Below are 17,503 nucleotides of genomic sequence, written 5' to 3' on the forward strand. Positions count from 1 at the left end.
CTTATTCCTCATGCTGGAGAAGGCCGCGCCTCACGCATACACGGAATAAGCTCATCAGAATTTTTTCGTTAGGCTCCGCCCGGCGTGTCACTACCTTCGCGCGGATTGCATCAAACGAAACGAGAGAGACGCAGTGGCCCTTGATGAATTCGTCGACCGCACCTCCGAGGTTACCTGTGACGTTCTCGTGCTCGGAGGCGGAACTGCAGGGCCCATGGCCGCGCTCAAAGCCAAGCTGCGCAATCCCAACGCCAAGGTGATCCTGCTCGAAAAGGCGAACGTGAAGCGCTCAGGCGCGATCTCCATGGGGATGGACGGCCTCAACAACGCGGTCATCCCTGGGCACGCGACGCCGGAGCAGTACACGCGCGAGATCACCATCGCCAACGATGGCATCGTCGACCAGAAGCCCGTGCTCAAATATGCCGAACGCTGCTACGGCATCATCGAGGAGCTGGATCGCTACGGCATCCGATTCCAGAAGAACGAGAATGGCGACTTTGCCGTCAAGAAGGTCCATCATCTTGGAACCTACGTGTTGCCGATGCCCAACGGCGACACAGTGAAGAAAGCGCTCTACCGGCAGCTTCGGCGCGCGCAACTTCTGATCTCGAACCGCTTCATGGCCACGCGCCTGCTCACGGGCTCCGACGGGCGAATTGCGGGGGCGATCGCCGTCAATACGAGAACAGCGGAATTCCTGATCATCCGCGCCAAAGCCGTCATCCTCTGCATGGGAGCGGCCGGGCGGCTCGGGCTGCCGACATCGGGCTACATGTTCGGCACCTACGAGAATGCGACCAACTCGGGCGACGGATACGCGATGGCCTACCACGCAGGCGCCAAGCTAGCCAATCTCGAGTGCTTCCAGATCAATCCGCTGATCAAGGACTACAACGGTCCTGCCTGCGCCTATGTCGCCGGACCGTTTGGTGCCTTCACGGCCAACAGCGAGGGCACGCGCTTCATCAATTGCGACTACTGGTCCGGGCAGATGATGCTCGAGTTCTACAACGAGCTCCAGTCGGGCAAGGGGCCGGTGTTCCTCAAGCTCAATCATCTGCACGAGAACACCATCTCCGAGATCGAGAGCATTCTGCACAAGGTGGAGCGGCCCTCGCGCGGTAAATTCCACGAAGGCCGCGGCACGGACTACCGCAGCGACATGATCGAGATGCACATCTCGGAGATCGGCTTCTGCTCGGGCCACAGCGCCTCAGGTGTGTTCGTGGACGAGTTCGCGCGCACGACGGTTCCGGGCCTCTATGCGGCCGGCGACATGGCAAGCGTGCCGCACAGCTACATGCTGGGGGCGTTCACCAATGGCTCGATCGCGGGCGAGCATGCCGCCGACTTCGCGGGAGAGATCGACCATGCCGAGATCGATCCCGGGCAGGTCGAGCGGGAACGTGCCCGCGTGCTCGCGCCGACACAGCGTGACAACGGGATTCCGCCCAACCAAGTGGAATACAAGACACGCCGACTGGTCAACGACTACCTGCAGCCGCCCAAGGTTCCGCGCAAATACCGCCTCGCGCAGGATCGCTTCGCAGAAATGCGCGAGGATCTCGAAACCGGCATGGTCGCGCGCAACTCGCACGAGTTGCTGCGGGCGCTAGAAGCCTCTTCCATTCTCGATTGTGCGGACATGGCGGCCGCCGCCTCTCTGTTCCGCACCGAGAGCCGCTGGGGTCTCTACCATCTCCGCACCGACTATCCCGAGAGGAACGATGCGGATTGGCTCTGCCACACACTGCTCGGCAAGACGGACGGGCGGATGACTGTCGAGAAGCGTGCGATCGATCCCTACATCGTACCGATCGCAGACAGTGAGAAGGATCTCTACTACCGGCAGCGCATGACGCCGCTCGAAGGCGCCGAGCAGAGGACGGCTACGTGATGTCGAACCTGTTTGAGGAATTCGTCGATCTCGACGAGCTTGCCGACGACATCTCATCCGACGATCCGTCCCACCGCCGCGTCGCCGTGCTTGCTCTTGCGGACAGCGGCGTGCCGGAAGCCGTCTCGCTGTTGAGCCGTCTCGTTCGCGATCCGGATGCGGACGTGCGCCGGCAGGTGGCGATTGGGCTCGGAACGTTCGACGGGCCGATCGTCGCGGATAACCTGGTCGCTCTGGTTCGTGACGCCGACACCGGAGTTGCAACGGCCGCAGCGGACAGCCTCGCGGAGCTCAAGGATCCGGCGTCCGCGCCGCGCCTCGTGGATGCGCTCGCGGATCCCTCTCCTTTCGTTCGCGGCGCGGTGCTGAGGAGCCTCAAGGAGCTTCGCTCTCCCCATGCCTGGGGGCCAGCGCTCGAGGCACTTAAGGACAGCGATGCGAGCGTACGCGTTCAGGCCGTCGGCGTGATCGGCTATCTCAAGCGCGAGGACACCGTGCCCGCGCTTCAGGCGGTGGCGAGAGATTCCGATCCGCTGGTGCGCCGCGCTGCCGTGGCGGCTCTCGGCTTCTCGCGCACGGCAGGCGCGGGCGCGACACTTGCGCGTGCAGTTTCCGATTCCGATTGGGTGGTGCGCGAAAGTGCGGCCGAGACACTCGGCATCAGCAAGGCCGACGCCATAGACGTGACCCCGTTGATCGAGGCGCTCGGTGACGACTACTGGCAGGTGCGGCTCAAGGCCGTGCGCAGTCTCGGCCAGCGCGCCGTCGGCGAGGCGGCGCTTCGCATTGCGCAAAGCCTCACGCATCCGGAGCCGAACCTGCGCAAGGAGGCGGCTGCAGCGCTCGGGCAGATCGCGCGGCCTGAAACGCGCCCGTTCCTGGAAGAGGCTGCACTCGATCCCGACGCTGACGTCCGCAAGAACGTCCGATGGGCGCTGTCGCGGCTCGACGCCGCCGCCTCGGAATCGCAACCGAGCTAGGCTCGGTCATCCCACCAGCAATCGCGCGCGAAATGCCATTCGCAGCGGGGGGCTGCGACACGGCGTTTGCTTGATTTGCGGTCAACCTGCACGCATATTGACCAGCGCGAGGCCACGACCTCCCCCACCATGGGCATTTCATTTCCGGGACGGCCCGGACCGACATGGAGGAGGCTCCTATGGCCTGGATTTATCTGATCATCGCGGGTGTTCTCGAGGTCGTCTGGGCTTACGCGATGAAGCAATCCGACGGCTTCACCCGCTTTGGCCCCACCGCCGTCACCATCGTCACCATGCTCGCAAGCTTCGCCCTTCTGGCCGCCGCCATGAGAGCGCTGCCGCTCGGGACCGCCTATCCAGTCTGGACAGGTATTGGTGCGGTCGGCACCTTCATCGTCGGCGCCTTCTTTCTCGGCGAGTCGCTCGATGCGCTTCGTGTGACCGCGGCCGCGCTGATCCTGACCGGCCTCGTGCTGATGAAAATCGCCTAGGCGACCACCTTTTCCCGCTCAACCCTCCTGACGCGCGCATAAAAAAGGACACCTCAAGCGACTTGAGGTGTCCAGGCAATCCACAGCGCACATACCGTGGAGGGGAGTTGCTTTGGCCAAGGGACGGGGCGCGCCGTTACATGCGGACGCGCTTCTTCTCGGGATCGTAGAACGGGAACGGAATGACGGTCGCCTTGAGGCGCTTCTGCATGCCGTCGAGCCTGCCGACCTCGAGTGCCGTCTCGAGTGCGGAATGAGTCACATCCACGCGCGCAAACGCGATCGTCTTCTTGAGAAGCGGCGAGCGCATCGCGCTGGTGACGATGCCCACCTGGGCGCGGCCAACGAACACGGGATCGCCATGCGACGGCTTCTCGTTGCCCGCGATCTCGAGGCCCACGAGCTTGCGCAGCGGGTTTGCCCTGCGCTTCTCGACAGCAGCCTTGCCGATGTAGTCCTCTTCCTTCTTTTGCGGCACGGTGAATGCGATGCCTGCTTCGAAGGGATCGGTGGTCGAGTCGAAATCATGGCCGCCGAAAACGAGACCGGCCTCGATGCGCACCATGTCCAGAGCGTCGAACCCGAAGGGCTGGAGTCCGAGCGGCCTGCCTGCCTCCCAGAGGGCATCCCATACCTTCGGCGCATCCTTCGGATGGCAGAAGACCTCGTAGCCCAGCTCGCCGGTGTAGCCGGTGCGCGAGACGAGAACCGGAATTCCCGCGACGCCGCCGATGCGGCCGATGGTGAAGCGGAATACGCCCACCTCCGCGATCGTGGGACGGCCCGCAGGCGTCTCGACAACCTGCTGCAGGATCTCGCGCGAGCGAGGACCCTGGACCGCGACGTTGTGGATCTCCGACGTCGCCGTCTTGAGATTGATGTTGTAGTTGGACTTCGCAGCCTGCTCCTTCAGCCAGATGAGGCTTGCGTCGTCACCACCGACCCAACGGAAGTTGTTCTCGCCGAGGCGGAACAGCGTGCCGTCGTCCACCATACCGCCGTGCTCGTAGCACATGGGCGTGTAGAAGACCTGGCCGACGGACAGCTTGCGCACGTCGCGCGTGACGATCCCTTGCAGGAACTGCTCGGCGTCGGGACCCAGCACCTCCATCTTGCGCAGAGGCGACAGGTCCATGATCACCGCTTTCTCGCGGCAGGCCCAGTATTCTTCGATTGCGCCGGCATTCGCGAAGTGATGCGGAACCCAGAACCCGCGGTAGTCTCCGAATGCGCGCGTGAGCGCGGACGTGCGCGGGTGGAACCCGCTTTCGCGCGTGAGCTGGAGGGGTGCGTCAGGTGACATTCTGTATCCGATCGAACGTTTGAAGGGGGTGTCTTTGGCATAGACCCGCACTTGAATTTCGCTCAGGTGCCAGCCGTTGGAGGGGTCGATGTCGGAGGGGCAGGACGAGGCCCCGCACACGAGATCGGTGAGCGCGCGCATGACGACATAATCGCCCGGACGCGACCACGGCTCGTCGGACCATATGTGGTTATGGCAGTCGACGTTCGTGTTGTAGAAGAAGTTGATTGCCGGCCATCCGCTCAACTGGCTGATCGGATCGTACTGCTTCAATACGTTGTTGAAGTTGTCGGTGCAGTTGGGATGGCCAAAGTAGCCCATGTCCTCGTAGTAGCGCGTCGTGCACGCGAGGTTGAACGTATCGTGGCGTCCAACGGTGTCCTGCACGATCTCGACGAGCGGATTGCGATCCTGGTCGAAAAACTTCGAGTGCAGGCCGGGCGTCGGATAGGCGGCGCCGTTCATCGTGCGGGTGGTGGTGGAGTCGAGACCCTGCTCGCGGCCCTCGTCCAGCGCCTTCCTGTTAAAGGCGATGAAGTCCGAGCACTGGCGTCCCTGCACGTCGATGATCTGGATGTACTCGCCCTCGTACACCTCGAAGCTTTCCGCGCTTGCGATGTTCACGCGGATGTCGAGGCGCGGCTCGGCGAGCGGATCCGGAAGCCGGGCCGTATTCATAAGCCGCGGGGTGGCGCGCAGAATGAAGATCAGCACGTCGCTCGGCGGCGTCTGCTCCCAAACGACCATGGGCTCGGCGGGGGCTCCGAACACGGCAAAAACGTTGCGCTCTGCCTGCAGCGCGACGATCTCTCCGGGGCCCGCATCGGGCCCTAGCAGGCGCGCAGCCTTCACGCGGCCGAGATCCAGACCGCGGCGATAAAGACCGAAGCGGACGCGCATCGCATCCTCGTCGTCCCGCTCGAGCGTCCGCTGGATGCCGACCGGCTTCACGCGCCCGTTGAGGCCGAGTGCCTCCAGATCGCTCTTGCCCTTGGCGCCAATGGCGGCAACCTCGACAAGCTGACCGCCTTCCAGCGCGCTGATCTGGATGCGATCGCCTGCTTCAAGCTCGAAGGCTGCCGTTCCCCCGCCCTTCAGAACATAGCGTTCCACGCCAGGCTCAAGCGAGGGGCGTCCCGGAACGAAGATCTTGGGCTTCGCAGGGGAAGTGAGAATTGTCTCGCTCATGTCTTTCTCGCAGTAAAAGAGAAGATGATGTGCCGGCCACGCCGAGAGGCGCAGCCAGCACAGGCTTGCTCATGATCGACCGCGAGGGCCTTATTCGGCCGCGACCTTGGCGTCGGGCTGATTGAGGAACGCCTCCATCGAGTCATCCAGCGCCTTCATCCACGGCGTGTGGTGAACCGGCGCGACCGTGCCGGTGAGCAGCGAGCGATGAGACTTATCGCGATAGGTCAGGATGTTATCCATCTTGTGGTGTTCCCAGTCCTTGAACATCTTTGCGACGCCGTCCACGTCGAGGCGCGGATAGTCGGTCGGCGCGATCAGGTCGCGGACGTACTCGGTCTGATAGTCGATGGCGTCCGATGCATCTCCCAGAGATTCCTCGCGGACGGTCCAGGTGTGGATGTCAGAGAACATGTCGGACTTCGAGGGCAGCTTGATGCGGCCGAGCACGACATCGCGCGCGTACCATGCCTGCGCGTCGAACATGTTGAAGGTGTAGAACTGGTCCTGCATGCCGATGTACATCAGCTTCGGGTTGTCCAGCCAGAAGATGCCCTTGTAGATGTTCTGCGGGTAGAGACGGTTGCGCGACTTGAGGCGCAGCGTGTCGTCCAGGAACGGATGGTGATGCAGATAGCCCGTGCAGAGGATGATGGCATCCACTTCCTTCTTCGTGCCGTCCTTGAAGTGGGCGACCTTACCCTCGACCTTCTCGAGGAGCGGAACCTCCGAGAAGCTCTCCGGCCACTTGAAGCCCATCGGCTTCGTGCGCCAGGAGAACGTCACCGACTTGGCGCCGTACTTGTAGCACTGGATGCCGATGTCTTCGGAGGAGTAGCTCGATCCGACGCACAGCACGTTCTTGCCGGCGAACTCGTCGGCGGAACGGAAGTCGTGCGAATGAAGCGTGCGGCCAAGGAACTTGTCGAGGCCGGGGAACTCGGGGACGTTCGGCGTCGAGAAGTGGCCGCTGCACACGAAAACGTAGTCGAACTCGGACGACGTCAGCCTGTCGTCGACGAGGTCCTTCACGGTGACGGTGAACTTCTTGGTGTCCTCGTCATAGGTCACGCCACGCACGGCGGTGTTGAGCTTGATGTAGTGCGAGATGCCGTTCCGCTCGATGCGGCCCTTGATGTAGTCGTGCAGCACGGCGCGCGGCGGGAAGGACGGAATCGGACGGCCGAAGTGCTCCTCGAACGAGTAGTCGGCGAACTCGAGGCACTCCTTGGGGCCGTTCGACCAGAGATAGCGATACATGGAGGCGTGAACCGGCTCGCCGTGCTCGTCGGTGCCCGTGCGCCAGGTGTAGTTCCAGATGCCGCCCGAGTCCTTCTGGCGCTCGTAGCAGACGATGTCGGGAATGTCCGCGCCCTTGCGCCGCGCGCTCTCGAATGCCCGAAGCACGGCCAAGCCGCTGGGTCCTGCGCCGATGATCGCAATTCTCTGATTTGCCATTTCCTGTTTCCTTCCACTTGTCTCTTGATTTTGAAAGCTGCTGTGCGGTCGCCAATCCGGTTCGGCGCTACCGGGCTTTCCGGATCTCTCCCGCACGCTTGAGTGTCATGCGCTTACTTCGCGTCGCGCGGATGCGTGCGAAGGCGCAGCGGGTCGTAGAACGGCATCCTCACCACCACGGCGGGCACCTCGCCCTTGTCGTGAATGACCACTTCGGTGCCGAGCTTGGTGTAGGCCGGCTCGATCTGCGCCATGGCAATCGACTTCATAAGATGCTTCGAGAATGTGGTGCTGGTGACGACGCCCACCTGCTTGCCGTTGACCGTGATCTTCGACAGCGGCTCGATAGCCCGGTCGCTCTCGACGTCGAGACCGGCAATGAAGGAGCGCTCCTTGCCCTTCTTGGCTTCGAGGGCCTTCTTGCCGACGAAATCCGGCTTGCTGAGATCGACGGTCCAGTCGGCGCGCACCTCCCACGGAGTCGTGTCGCCGTGGGTCATGTCGAAGGGGAAGAACAGCAGGCCGCCCTCGACGCGGACGATATCGAGGCAGGACCACGACGCGGGCATAACGCCCCTGTCCTTCCCCGCTTCGAGAATCGAATCCCAGATGAAGTGAGCATCCTTCGCGGAGCAGAACACCTCGTATCCGCGCTCCGCGGAGTAGCCGCCGCGCGCGATGCTCACGGGCTTTCCGAAGATCGTGGTCTTGCGGTGCTGGAAGTACGGCAGGCCCGCGAGATCCATCGGCGTGTGCGGGGCCAGCACCTCGAGCGCCACCGGACCCTGCAGGGAGAGGATATGTACGTCGTTGTCGCGCCGGATCGAGACGTTGTACTTCTCCGCGAGCGGCAGCATGCCTTCCTCGAACGCGCCGCCGCCATGAGAGACGCGGAACTCGTTCGGCCCGTCCACGTAGACGAGAACGTCGTCGATCAGGGCGCCGTCCTCGTTGACGATGTTTGAGATGTGCGAGTCGCCCGGCTTCGCCTTGGAGACGTCCGACGTCAGGAGCTGGTTCAGGAACTTGAGAGCGTCGGGACCGGAGACGTTGAGCATCTTCAGTGCCGAGACATCGAACAATCCGGCGCGATAGCGGACGGCGGCCGTCTCCTCATAGGGATCGGTCTTGTAGTTCTGAGGAATCGGCATGTCGTTCCACGACGTCGTCGTGAGGTCCGCGCCGAGCGCCGCGTGGCGATCGTTCAAAACCGATTGTCTGGTCTCTTTGTTCAGGCTCATCGGAAGACACCTCGTTGAAAAATACTGATCGGGGGAAGCAGTCTCTGGTTCTGGGGATCAATCCGGCCCGCATCCGAGCGTGGTCGGCGCGCCATCGTCGTACTTCGACAGCCACTCGAGGGTGGTATCGCGGTAGCGGGTCAGGCCCTTGTAGTCGACGAGCTCGGGCGGCAGCGTGCGCAGCACGCGCGGCAGACGGCGGCCCCACTTCGGCACCGTGACGAGCTCGCGCATCTTGATCATGTAGCAGCGGATCGAGAACAGGATGGTGTTCGACCGCGGGAGGCGCCACAGACCCTGCAGTTCGACGCGCAGATGCACCTTGTCGCCGACATTCTCCGGCGTGACCGTGGTGCGATCGACACCCCACTTGTGATAGTTCTCCGGGCTCGTATCGAGGCGCGGGTTGATCGTCATGGTCCAGTTGAGGCGGCGGACCGGACGGCCGTGCTGGAGGTTCAGCAGGAACTTCAGGGCGCGGTCGAACACGCCAGCCTGATGAGCGAGCGGAACGGGGCCGTGCCACTCGAAGAAGTTCATGCCGATGTCGAAATCAAGCGACCAGTCGGCCTGGGTGGTGATGATTCCGGCATCCATCCAGAGCTGGCCGTCGCGCTGGTCCTGGATCGAGAAGTCGCCCTGGCACTGGCGGCCGATGTACTCCATCGGCTCATACGGCAGCGTCTTCACGTCGCCGAACGTGAACTTCTGGTCGATGCCGAGCGGGCGGTTGATCCAGTGCCAGCGGTCGCCATCCTGCGTGAGCGAGAAGTGCTCGGGATAGTCGCGCGCCATCGAGGTCATCAGCAGCTCGAGCATGTCCCACTGCGCCGTCATCATGTGCGGCAGCGCCTGGCAGCGGCCCGGATCCGCCTTCAGAACCAGCTCGCGATCGCGCATCTCGGAGACGTAGTGCTCGTCGATATCGATCGGGAACTCGTAGACGGACCCCTTGGGACCCGGAACATGCGGCTCGATGTTGACCGAGTACATGTACTTGTCCTCGTGGAACGGGAAGGGAAAGCGCCGGATCGCTGCCGGACTGTTCGAGAACGTGAAGTCGTCCCGGAACGTCTCGTTCTTGAATGCAATGACCATGTCGGGTCTCCCGAGTAATGCGGTGTCGTTGATGGTTCGGATCAAAGGTCGAGCGTGACGGCGTCGCCCGAGATGCGGGACACGCAGATCATGATCTTGCGCCCGCTCGCCTTCTCGGCCTCGCTCAGGTAGTGATCGTTGTGCTCGATGAAGCCGTCACAGCCGCTCACCTCGGTCTCGCACTGCCCGCATGCGCCGCCGCGGCACAGGAACGGCGCATCGATGCCATTCTGCTCGAGCGCTTCCAGGATGCTCTGGTGGCCGCCGACGGTGATCTCGCGCCTGGAGCGGGCGAGCTTCACAACGAACGGCTTGCCGATCGGCGGGGCGTTGAACTGCTCGGAATGGATGCTCTCATCGGGCCAGCCCGCGAGCGTCGCCGTCCTTAGCGCCCAATCGATCATCGGCTTCGGGCCGCAGACATACATGTGCGCGCCGAGCCGCTGGTTGCTCAGAATACGCTCCAGGGGGACCATCTGGTCCTGGTCCTGCAGATAGAGGCGGATGCGTGAACCGTAACGCGCCTCGAGCAGCTTGCAGAACGCGCCCTCTGCGGCGGAGCGCACGCCGTAGTGCAGCTCGAAGTCCGAGCCCAGCGCGTCTAGCTCGCTCATCATGGACATGAACGGCGTGATGCCGATGCCGCCAGCAACCAGGATATGCTTGCGTGCGAGCTTCGCGGGCGGGAAGAGATTGAGCGGCTCGCTGATTTCGAGCTCGGTTCCGACGACGACGTTGTCGTGCATGAACTGCGAGCCGCCGCGCGAGTTGTCGACCTTGAGCACGCTGATCTGGTAGCTGGACGTGTCGGAGGGGCATCCCATCAGCGAGTACGGGTTGCGGATCACGCGATCCTGCGCCCTCATGCACACCGTGACGTGGGAGCCGCCGGAGAACTCCGACAGCGGCTTGTTCTCAACGTCGACCAGGCGAAACCGCTTGATGCGGCTCGCGACGCGCTCGACCTCGGCGACCTTGACCCGGCGCAGATAGGAAGCAGTCATTGAAACTCCACCTTCGGTTCAGGGCTGTCGCTGGGATCCTCGGCGTTGATGCACACGCCCTGGAAAGCTGCGAGACGGCGGGAATAGTGATCCCGGACCAGAAGGAGGAGACCGCAGTGCGCGCACTTGACGGGATTGGTGACGACGTTCTCCGTCATGCCTTTGCAGTGTACGCACTGAACGCGGCGCATCAGCGAGCCGCGATGCTCGGTGCGCACGGACAGAGGATCGATAAAATTCTCGGCGCCGGCCTGCACGACCGAGCCGATCAGAGGCTCGGAGCCAGCCGCGTAAAGGCGGAGCCCCATAGAAGCCCCTGAGAGTATCTCTCGAAGTTGGGCGATGGCCGCGTCCAGACTGCACGCCACCTCGACATGGACCGGATCCAGCTTCTTCTGTAGCGCAGCCGCCTCCTCGCTGGAGGCATCGTCCGCCACGAGAATGACGGAGGCGCGCTTCACGAAGTCCTCGCCGGCGCGTGCCACCAACTCGACAACGGCTTCAGCGCCCGCACGATCGCAGACGATCAAGTTCCGGCGCGCGTTGGGATCCGGGCTGAGGCCGGGATAGACGGGCCGACTTTTGATCCCGCTTACAAGCATCGACTGCACCTCGATTCAAAAACCGACTTTCGACTTGCGATCCGAGCGGGCCGGGTCGGCGGAGGAAACCTCGCCGGCCCGCTCGGTTGGACTCAGCCTGGGAGCTGGAAGATCCAGTCAGCGGCCAACACCACGATCAGGCCGGCGATCAGCGTGAGGTAGGGAAGGATGCCGGCTTTGCGCTGGTTGAGGTCAGCCTGCGTCAGACCGAGGTCACCAAGCATGTGCTCGGGGAAGATGCCCTTGTCCTGGACGTAGTGGCGGTACCAGAACACGGGGACGATCAGGAAGGCGGTGAACAGGCCTGCCCAGAGCGCGATCGGATTCCACACCTTCGCACCGGCGCCCATGAAGACGGCGTTGACGTAAGCGAGGACCGTGCCCGCAGCCAGAACCCAGGTGGGAGCGCGCCACGGACGGTTCACGTGTGCGTTGTCGATCCGGTGGATCCAGCCCGAGTTGAGGTTGAGGAAGTTGAAGATGATGTATCCGCAGTTGGACACAGCGAGGATGAAGAAGAAGCTCGTCGCGTCTGCGCAAGCGATCGCGAGGATCGCCAGGTTGACGATGAGATCCGTCCACATGGCAGCCGTCGGCGCGCCATGCGAGTTCACGTGGCTCAGGTAGCGGGGCAGCCAGCCGTCGCGAGAGCCCTGGTAGAGCGTGCGCGAGGAACCGGCCATCGCCGTCATGAGGCAGAGCATGAGCGCGAGGATCATCATCATCACGAGCAGGCTCGTGACCCAACCGCCGTGACCCACCATGTTGCCCATGGCTTCAGCCACACCCGAACCGTCGACGATGGACGGAGCGAGCATGCCCTCGAGGCCAAGCACGCCCTGGAAGGTGAACGGCACCAGCGTGAAGAGAGCGAGGCAGAGCAGGCCCGAGTAGAAGATCGCCTTGAAGGTATCCTTGCCCGGATCGCGGAACTCGCGCGTGTAGCAGATGGCCGTCTCGAAGCCGTAGGTCGACCACGCCGCGATGAACATCGCGCCGAGGATCAGCGTCCAGCCGGGAATGTTCCACTCACCCATCTCCGGCGCGTAGGCGGCTGCCAACGGCTGGACGGGGGTGTAGTTGGACCACTCGATCTGACCGGTGACGATCGGAACGATACCGACGATGAACATCGGGATGATCACCGCGAGACCGATGAACTTCTGGACGCTGGCGGTGCCCATGATGCCGCGATGCTGAATCGCGAACGTGATGAGCATCAGAACGGCGCCGATGAAGAAGGCAGCGTTGAACGAGAACGACACCGGACCGAGCGTGCCGTGGAACAGCGACCAGTTACGGATCGTCGGCGTCAGAGCCGCGACTGCATCGGCCGAGAGCAATGCCGACACTGCATCGGCGGCCGTCTTGCCCTGGTTGGCTGCGAGCCACTCGACGACGCGCGGGCTATCCTGCGCGATCGAGGACGCATGCGCGCTGACCCAAGCCAGCACGTGAGGCGCATCAGCCGGAGGAATGGGCGCCAAGGAGTTCAGGATGTAGGCGGCGGCGATGGAGCAGCCGAGCGAAAGAACGGGCGTCCAGGCAAACCAGTTGCACCAAACGGAAAGCGGCGCGATGAGCTTCGAATATCTCACCCACGCCGCTGCACCGTAGACCGAAGCGCCGCCGGATTTATTGGGGAACAGGCCCGCAATTTCGGCGTACGTAAACGATTGAATAAGACCCATCAGCATCGAAACGGTCCAGACGAGAAAGGCAACCTTTCCCGCCACGCCGGCGATACCTCCGATCGAAAACAGCACAAGAGCCGGAACGCCGCTGGCGACCCAAAAAGCCCCCCGCCAGTCGATGGCTCTTATTAGTTGGCTGGATGAGGCGTCCAGCGCGCCATCCGCAGTCAGCGTTCCCTGTCCCGTTGCCATGCTCGGCTCCTTGTTTGTTTCAGCCCTAGCTCTCCGTGCACGTTTCTTTTGCCGGCTCGCTTTGCGTGCCAGCCGTCAGGCATTACGACCGCGATCCCCCAGTGCTGATTGTGCGGCGCTCATGCGTGAAACCACTTTCAACCATTTGAAACCAGATCGGCCCAACTCCTTTCATTTTATGAAATCTAATTTCCCTCGCAAGTGATAAAAATCAGGCGAAGCGCAAGGAAATTGCGCATTGAGCAAGTGCACAATCGATAAATTTCTTGTATTCTCAGTAGTTAGCTACTATGTCGCAGTTGCGAACCTATTTTGGTCTTTTTTGGTTTGATTTGGTTTCAAGCTTGTGGCATTCTGAGAATTCCTTGTTGAATTATGGTGTTGCGGCCTAAATGGGCTGGGGACGATGAAATTCGCTGGGGCCATGGGCTCGGTAAAAAAATGGGCAGAGGCGACCGTTTCCGGGTTTGACGCCATGGCCCAAGCACAACGCTCGCAAGCAGCGCGACACCTGCTGCACGCCCGCGATGCGCTCGGCGAGACCGATGCTGCGGATGCCAGATCGGCGGCTGCGCACTCGAATGCCGGTGTGGGCTTGATCCTGCATAGCCGGATGCGCGACGCGTTACGCGCGCTCGATGCCGCCGAGCAAAGCTGGCTCGACGTGGCCGCAGCGCTCCGCACCGCCGAGATTCCCCTCTCGGGACGCAGCTCCTCGTTCCATTTTCGGCTCGCCGCGCAGAACCTCGCGGCGTTCGAGGCGGCGCGCCGGCGGCGTTACGAGCAGCTATGCGAAGCGGGGCTCGCGATCACGCGCTTCAACCGCCTGTTCGCAAGCACGACGACGCCGCGAGAGACGGCTATTCTCGACGCCTGCACGGCATTGACAGCGCTCCTCGCCGACACCTTCGGCGCTCAATCGCCCGAAGCGCGCCTGCTCTCGCAGTACGGTGGTGGGCTGGTGACATCCAGCGACGACCCGTCTCCCTATTCCGACAAACTTGCCGAGGTGGCTCGGCACGCCGCGGCGCCATCGGCTGCCTCTCCGTCCGTGTGCCTCCACCTCGAAACGGCCGTCGCCATGACGGCGCTGTTCCCGCCCGATTGGTATCCCTTCCCTCACACCGTGGCACGCGAAGAGCCGGGTGATCGCCCGGCCTCCCCGCAGACGGCAACCTCGAGCAGCTCGTGACATGAACGACATTTCCGCACTCAGTCCGCCCTGGATCAGCGATCCCTCCAAGCACCCGCTCGTCACTCCGCAGGTGAAGGAGATCGCCACCCAAATCTTCGCGCGCATCGCGGCAGGAGTTTATCCATTCGGCACGCGCATCCCGGCCGAGCGCGAGCTGGCGCTCGAGTTCCGCGATACGCGCGCGACGATCCGTCAGGCGCTGGAATTTCTGGCAACTTATCAGATCGTGTCCCGGCGCGCCGGGAGTGGCACCTTCGTCTCCTATGAGCGTGCGCTGGTGCCTCCACCGCCCCGCAGCAGCGCGGTTCTACCCGATCATCTCAACATCAATCAGCTTGCGGAGACGGCCTCGCCGTTCGCGATGAACATTGCCGAATCCATCCTGGAGCCGGAGATGGTGCGGCTCGCGACGATCTACATGTCGACGCGGGATCTCGCGGAGCTCAGTGGCCAGCTCGCGGTTCTCGAGACCATCGTCACCGAGTCCGACAAGTTCGCCTCTCTCGAGGAGGATTTCATGATGACGGTGGCGCGCGGCACGCACAATTCCCTGATCGTGGCGATGTACGCGATCCTGCACGAGGTACGACGTCAGCCTCAGTGGGCTGCGAGCCGGCGCCAGGCACTCACCCCGTCGAAGATCCGCAGCATTCAGTTGCTGCTGCGATCGCTCTACAATGCGCTCGAGCGGCGCGACGTGGAAACTGCGGTGGAGCTGATCAAGCTGCACGTCGCCAGCACGCACGAGGACATGATCTACGAATCATAATCCCGCGGCCGGGTTACGACGAGGCGGCCAGATGCTCGCGCTGGTCCCACATGAGATCCAGGGCGCGCATGTGCTTCAGCAGCACCGGCTTGTGCTCCGACCACCATTGAGTGATCGAGCCGAACTCCTGAATACGGGCGCGGCCGTCCACGATGGTCACGACCGGCCAATCGCCCACGAGGGCGTTGTCGATCCCGAACAAATCCTTGCCCCACCACATCGCCTCGCCGAAGGCGTGCTGGCCGACGCCGCCGACCTTCATCAGAGCGAGGACGGAAAATGGCTCGAATGTGCGCGCGCGCTGGACGGCTGATTTCCAAAGCTCGAGCGTTGAGGCGTACTCCCACGACACAGCACTCCATGTGCCGGGGAAGCGGCGGCAAAACTCCTCGTAGAAGGCGTTCGGCTCCGCGAAGTTGATCTGCGGATCATTGAGGCGCGGATCGTCGAAATCGGGGAACTGGAAGACGAACCCCTCCATAAACTCGGGGCTCGTGCGGCGGATCAGCTCCGCGTAGTTGTCACAGGTGCAGGAGAGAAGCTGCCCTTTGAAGCCGCGTTTGTAGGCCTCGATGGTGAGCGCGTGAACGAAAGGCTCGTAGGCCGTGTCCCAACAGAGAATATCGGGCGAGCCTGCCATCAGCTCGTCGACGATTGGGCCAAAATCGCTCGTCTCGGGCTCGAACAGGCGCTCGGCAATCAGCTCGATACCGGCTGCCTCGAAAGCTGCGCGGTAGGTCGCGATCGACGGCAGGCCGAGCATGTCGCGCTGCGCACACATGGCCGCCGTCTTGAGATGAGGCTTGTTGCGCCTCAGCCAGTCGACGCCCGTAACATTGTAGATCGGATGCACCTCACTCGGCGCGACGAGCGTCGGCGCATCGGGAGACAGATCGCTCGGCAGCAGCGTCGCCACCAGCATGCGGTGCTGACTCACGAGGCTGCGCACCTCGGGCGTGAAGTCGTTGCCGCCGATCATGAGGATGAGCTTCACGCCATCCTCCAAAATGAGCTTTCTCGCACCCTTGAGAGCCAGCTCGGGCTGGTACATGGTGTCGTACTGGACGAGCTCCAGCATGTACCTGCGGCTGCCCACCTTCACGCCACCGGCGGCATTGATCCGGTCGATCCAGATGGTGCTCCCGTTCAAGCCCGGAGCGGCCCAGGACTTCAGCGGACCCGTAAGAGGCGCGAGGAATCCGATCTTGAGGACCTTCGAGGACTCGAGGCCGAAGTTGCGCAGGGCAATCCCCAGCGCGGACGCAACCGGACTTTTCGCTCTAGCGACCATGAATGGGCTTCACCAGCTCTGCCGCGCTTTCACAGCGGCACCCGGCGCGCGGGAGGCTGCTCGCGCCGGCCGTTGCCGCGCGCGCGATCTCTTGTTGTCCGGCCTGCAGAAACTCATGAATTCAGCACCAAAATCATGCACTTAGACCACACTTCCACCGCCGAACCGCTGCAATCGGCGCGGCTCAACTCTAGCGTTGGCTCATCCGGCTTGGAAGGCTGCTGCTGAACTTTCAGGCGGCAACTGTGTCTCAGGCAGGCAGGGCGGCGCGGTCCATCAGCGTGCTGCGCGGTCGCGCGCGAGCCTCGGACGCATACTTCGTTCGAACCGGAAAGTGAAGGGCCACTTCCGGAGCACGCCCGGCCCGTCGGGGGCTCGAGCCAAAAAAATGCTTGGTCCAAAATGTCGCGCGACATGCGCACGATTGCTCCCTCACCGCGCCGATGGATTCCTTGTCGCGCGGCTCGCGACGAGCGTTGCGCGCCGCACCAAAAATCCGGCGAGATCAGGAGCGCTCCGAAAATCTGTCGATCATGTTCGCGTACGCATCCGCTCGACCGAAAAAATACATCAGGTGGAGGAACGCATGAGGGTTGCAAACGTCCTTAAGGGCAAAAGCCCCGGCCTTTTGACGGTAAAGCCCAACGAGACGATCGGGAGTCTCGCCCGCAAGCTGCAGCAGAACAGGATCGGCGTGATGGTCGTCAGCCACGATGGCCGGTCGCTCGATGGCATCATCTCGGAGCGGGATATCGCCTACAGCCTGGCGGAGCGGCGGGGCGAATTGCATCTGCTGCCGGTTTCGGCGCTGATGACGCGCAGAGTCGTGACGTGTTCGCCCGAGAGCAGCTTGTCGGACGTGATGCATCTCATGCACCAGCATCATATCCGTCATGTCCCCGTTGCAGACGAGACCGGCGTGGTCGGTATTCTGAGCATGCGTGACGTGCTCGAGTTCCGCCTCAACGAGGTCGAGCGCAAGTCGAAAAGCGTGCAAAGCTGGCTTGCGACGTCGGAGCACTAGCGATGTCGCACTGCTCACAGTGCCTGATGCGCCGCCTCGTGGCGCGCAAAGGCAAGCTGTTGGTTGACGAGTG

At 62.8% G+C, this 17,503-nt stretch carries 14 protein-coding genes; 6 read left to right on the plus strand and 8 right to left on the minus strand.

The features are described 5' to 3' along the window. The first annotated feature begins 133 nt into the window (after window positions 1–133). The 3 genes from F812_RS24560 (at window position 134) to F812_RS0118200 (ending at window position 3,371) form a co-directional block, all read left to right on the plus strand. Window positions 134–1,900: a fumarate reductase/succinate dehydrogenase flavoprotein subunit gene (locus F812_RS24560; RefSeq protein WP_020087418.1), complete on the plus strand. Its 1,767-nt coding sequence runs from the start codon at window positions 134–136 to the stop codon at window positions 1,898–1,900. Beyond that, the gene (locus F812_RS0118195) at window positions 1,900–2,880 is read left to right on the plus strand and encodes a HEAT repeat domain-containing protein (protein WP_020087419.1); all 981 of its coding nucleotides are present in this window, start codon (window positions 1,900–1,902) and stop codon (window positions 2,878–2,880) included. The genes F812_RS24560 and F812_RS0118195 overlap by 1 nt, the downstream gene beginning before the upstream one ends. Window positions 2,881–3,059: 179 nt before the next feature. Beyond that, window positions 3,060–3,371 (plus strand): DMT family transporter, encoded by a 312-nt coding sequence (locus F812_RS0118200; protein ID WP_020087420.1) that lies wholly within the window; start codon window positions 3,060–3,062, stop codon window positions 3,369–3,371. A 136-nt stretch (window positions 3,372–3,507) separates the two neighbouring features. On the opposite strand, the gene F812_RS0118205 is transcribed toward F812_RS0118200, so the two are convergent. The 7 genes from F812_RS0118205 to F812_RS0118235 all read right to left on the minus strand — a co-directional run bounded on the left by F812_RS0118205 (window position 3,508) and on the right by F812_RS0118235 (window position 13,151). Further along, a complete protein-coding gene (locus tag F812_RS0118205) occupies window positions 3,508–5,862 on the minus strand; it encodes a trimethylamine N-oxide demethylase (protein WP_020087421.1) in 2,355 nt (784 codons plus the stop codon). Window positions 5,863–5,952: 90 nt separating this feature from the next. After that, window positions 5,953–7,320: an NAD(P)-binding domain-containing protein gene (locus F812_RS0118210; RefSeq protein ID WP_020087422.1), complete on the minus strand. Its 1,368-nt coding sequence runs from the start codon at window positions 7,318–7,320 to the stop codon at window positions 5,953–5,955. A gap of 113 nt (window positions 7,321–7,433) precedes the next feature. Then, window positions 7,434–8,561, minus strand: coding sequence for an aminomethyl transferase family protein (locus tag F812_RS0118215; RefSeq protein ID WP_020087423.1), 1,128 nt, complete (start codon window positions 8,559–8,561; stop codon window positions 7,434–7,436). A gap of 57 nt (window positions 8,562–8,618) precedes the next feature. Next, window positions 8,619–9,659, minus strand: a complete 1,041-nt coding sequence (locus F812_RS0118220; RefSeq protein ID WP_020087424.1) for a heme-dependent oxidative N-demethylase family protein — start codon at window positions 9,657–9,659, stop codon at window positions 8,619–8,621. A gap of 41 nt (window positions 9,660–9,700) precedes the next feature. Beyond that, window positions 9,701–10,663 carry a PDR/VanB family oxidoreductase gene (locus tag F812_RS0118225; RefSeq protein ID WP_020087425.1) on the minus strand — a complete coding sequence of 321 codons (963 nt, stop codon included), beginning with the start codon at window positions 10,661–10,663 and terminating at the stop codon, window positions 9,701–9,703. After that, the gene (locus F812_RS0118230; RefSeq protein WP_020087426.1) at window positions 10,660–11,265 is read right to left on the minus strand and encodes a dimethylamine monooxygenase subunit DmmA family protein; all 606 of its coding nucleotides are present in this window, start codon (window positions 11,263–11,265) and stop codon (window positions 10,660–10,662) included. The genes F812_RS0118225 and F812_RS0118230 overlap by 4 nt, the downstream gene beginning before the upstream one ends. Window positions 11,266–11,357: 92 nt before the next feature. Beyond that, window positions 11,358–13,151 carry a trimethylamine N-oxide permease gene (locus F812_RS0118235; protein ID WP_020087427.1) on the minus strand — a complete coding sequence of 598 codons (1,794 nt, stop codon included), beginning with the start codon at window positions 13,149–13,151 and terminating at the stop codon, window positions 11,358–11,360. 475 nt (window positions 13,152–13,626) lie between these two features. Here F812_RS0118235 and F812_RS0118240 point away from each other — a divergent pair, with 475 nt between their 5' ends. Together F812_RS0118240 and F812_RS0118245 are read left to right on the plus strand one after the other, a co-directional pair. Next, a complete protein-coding gene (locus tag F812_RS0118240) occupies window positions 13,627–14,343 on the plus strand; it encodes a hypothetical protein (RefSeq protein WP_156827513.1) in 717 nt (238 codons plus the stop codon). Between the two features lies 1 nt (window position 14,344). Next, window positions 14,345–15,115, plus strand: coding sequence for a FadR/GntR family transcriptional regulator (locus tag F812_RS0118245; protein WP_020087429.1), 771 nt, complete (start codon window positions 14,345–14,347; stop codon window positions 15,113–15,115). Window positions 15,116–15,128: 13 nt separating this feature from the next. Here F812_RS0118245 and F812_RS0118250 read toward each other — a convergent pair whose 3' ends face one another. Further along, a complete protein-coding gene (locus F812_RS0118250; RefSeq protein ID WP_020087430.1) occupies window positions 15,129–16,406 on the minus strand; it encodes an ABC transporter substrate-binding protein in 1,278 nt (425 codons plus the stop codon). Window positions 16,407–16,992: 586 nt separating this feature from the next. Here F812_RS0118250 and F812_RS0118255 point away from each other — a divergent pair. Then, window positions 16,993–17,430, plus strand: a complete 438-nt coding sequence (locus F812_RS0118255) for a CBS domain-containing protein (RefSeq protein ID WP_026868250.1) — start codon at window positions 16,993–16,995, stop codon at window positions 17,428–17,430. Window positions 17,431–17,503: the final 73 nt, after the last annotated feature.

It is taken from the genome of Hyphomicrobium zavarzinii ATCC 27496 (assembly GCF_000383415.1).
Classification (GTDB): domain Bacteria; phylum Pseudomonadota; class Alphaproteobacteria; order Rhizobiales; family Hyphomicrobiaceae; genus Hyphomicrobium_C; species Hyphomicrobium_C zavarzinii.

What these genes read in the sequence shown, in the direction of transcription:
- F812_RS0118200 (WP_020087420.1), top strand. Translation starts at nt 3,060, where the DNA reads ATGGCCTGGATTTATCTGATCATCGCGGGTGTTCTCGAGGTCGTCTGG.
- F812_RS0118225 (WP_020087425.1), bottom strand. Translation starts at nt 10,663, where the DNA reads ATGACTGCTTCCTATCTGCGCCGGGTCAAGGTCGCCGAGGTCGAGCGC.
- F812_RS0118245 (WP_020087429.1), top strand. Translation starts at nt 14,345, where the DNA reads ATGAACGACATTTCCGCACTCAGTCCGCCCTGGATCAGCGATCCCTCC.
- F812_RS0118195 (WP_020087419.1), top strand. Translation starts at nt 1,900, where the DNA reads ATGTCGAACCTGTTTGAGGAATTCGTCGATCTCGACGAGCTTGCCGAC.
- F812_RS0118235 (WP_020087427.1), bottom strand. Translation starts at nt 13,151, where the DNA reads ATGGCAACGGGACAGGGAACGCTGACTGCGGATGGCGCGCTGGACGCC.
- F812_RS0118205 (WP_020087421.1), bottom strand. Translation starts at nt 5,862, where the DNA reads ATGAGCGAGACAATTCTCACTTCCCCTGCGAAGCCCAAGATCTTCGTT.
- F812_RS0118220 (WP_020087424.1), bottom strand. Translation starts at nt 9,659, where the DNA reads ATGGTCATTGCATTCAAGAACGAGACGTTCCGGGACGACTTCACGTTC.
- F812_RS0118210 (WP_020087422.1), bottom strand. Translation starts at nt 7,320, where the DNA reads ATGGCAAATCAGAGAATTGCGATCATCGGCGCAGGACCCAGCGGCTTG.
- F812_RS0118240 (WP_156827513.1), top strand. Translation starts at nt 13,627, where the DNA reads ATGGCCCAAGCACAACGCTCGCAAGCAGCGCGACACCTGCTGCACGCC.
- F812_RS0118230 (WP_020087426.1), bottom strand. Translation starts at nt 11,265, where the DNA reads ATGCTTGTAAGCGGGATCAAAAGTCGGCCCGTCTATCCCGGCCTCAGC.
- F812_RS0118215 (WP_020087423.1), bottom strand. Translation starts at nt 8,561, where the DNA reads ATGAGCCTGAACAAAGAGACCAGACAATCGGTTTTGAACGATCGCCAC.
- F812_RS0118255 (WP_026868250.1), top strand. Translation starts at nt 16,993, where the DNA reads ATGAGGGTTGCAAACGTCCTTAAGGGCAAAAGCCCCGGCCTTTTGACG.
- F812_RS0118250 (WP_020087430.1), bottom strand. Translation starts at nt 16,406, where the DNA reads ATGGTCGCTAGAGCGAAAAGTCCGGTTGCGTCCGCGCTGGGGATTGCC.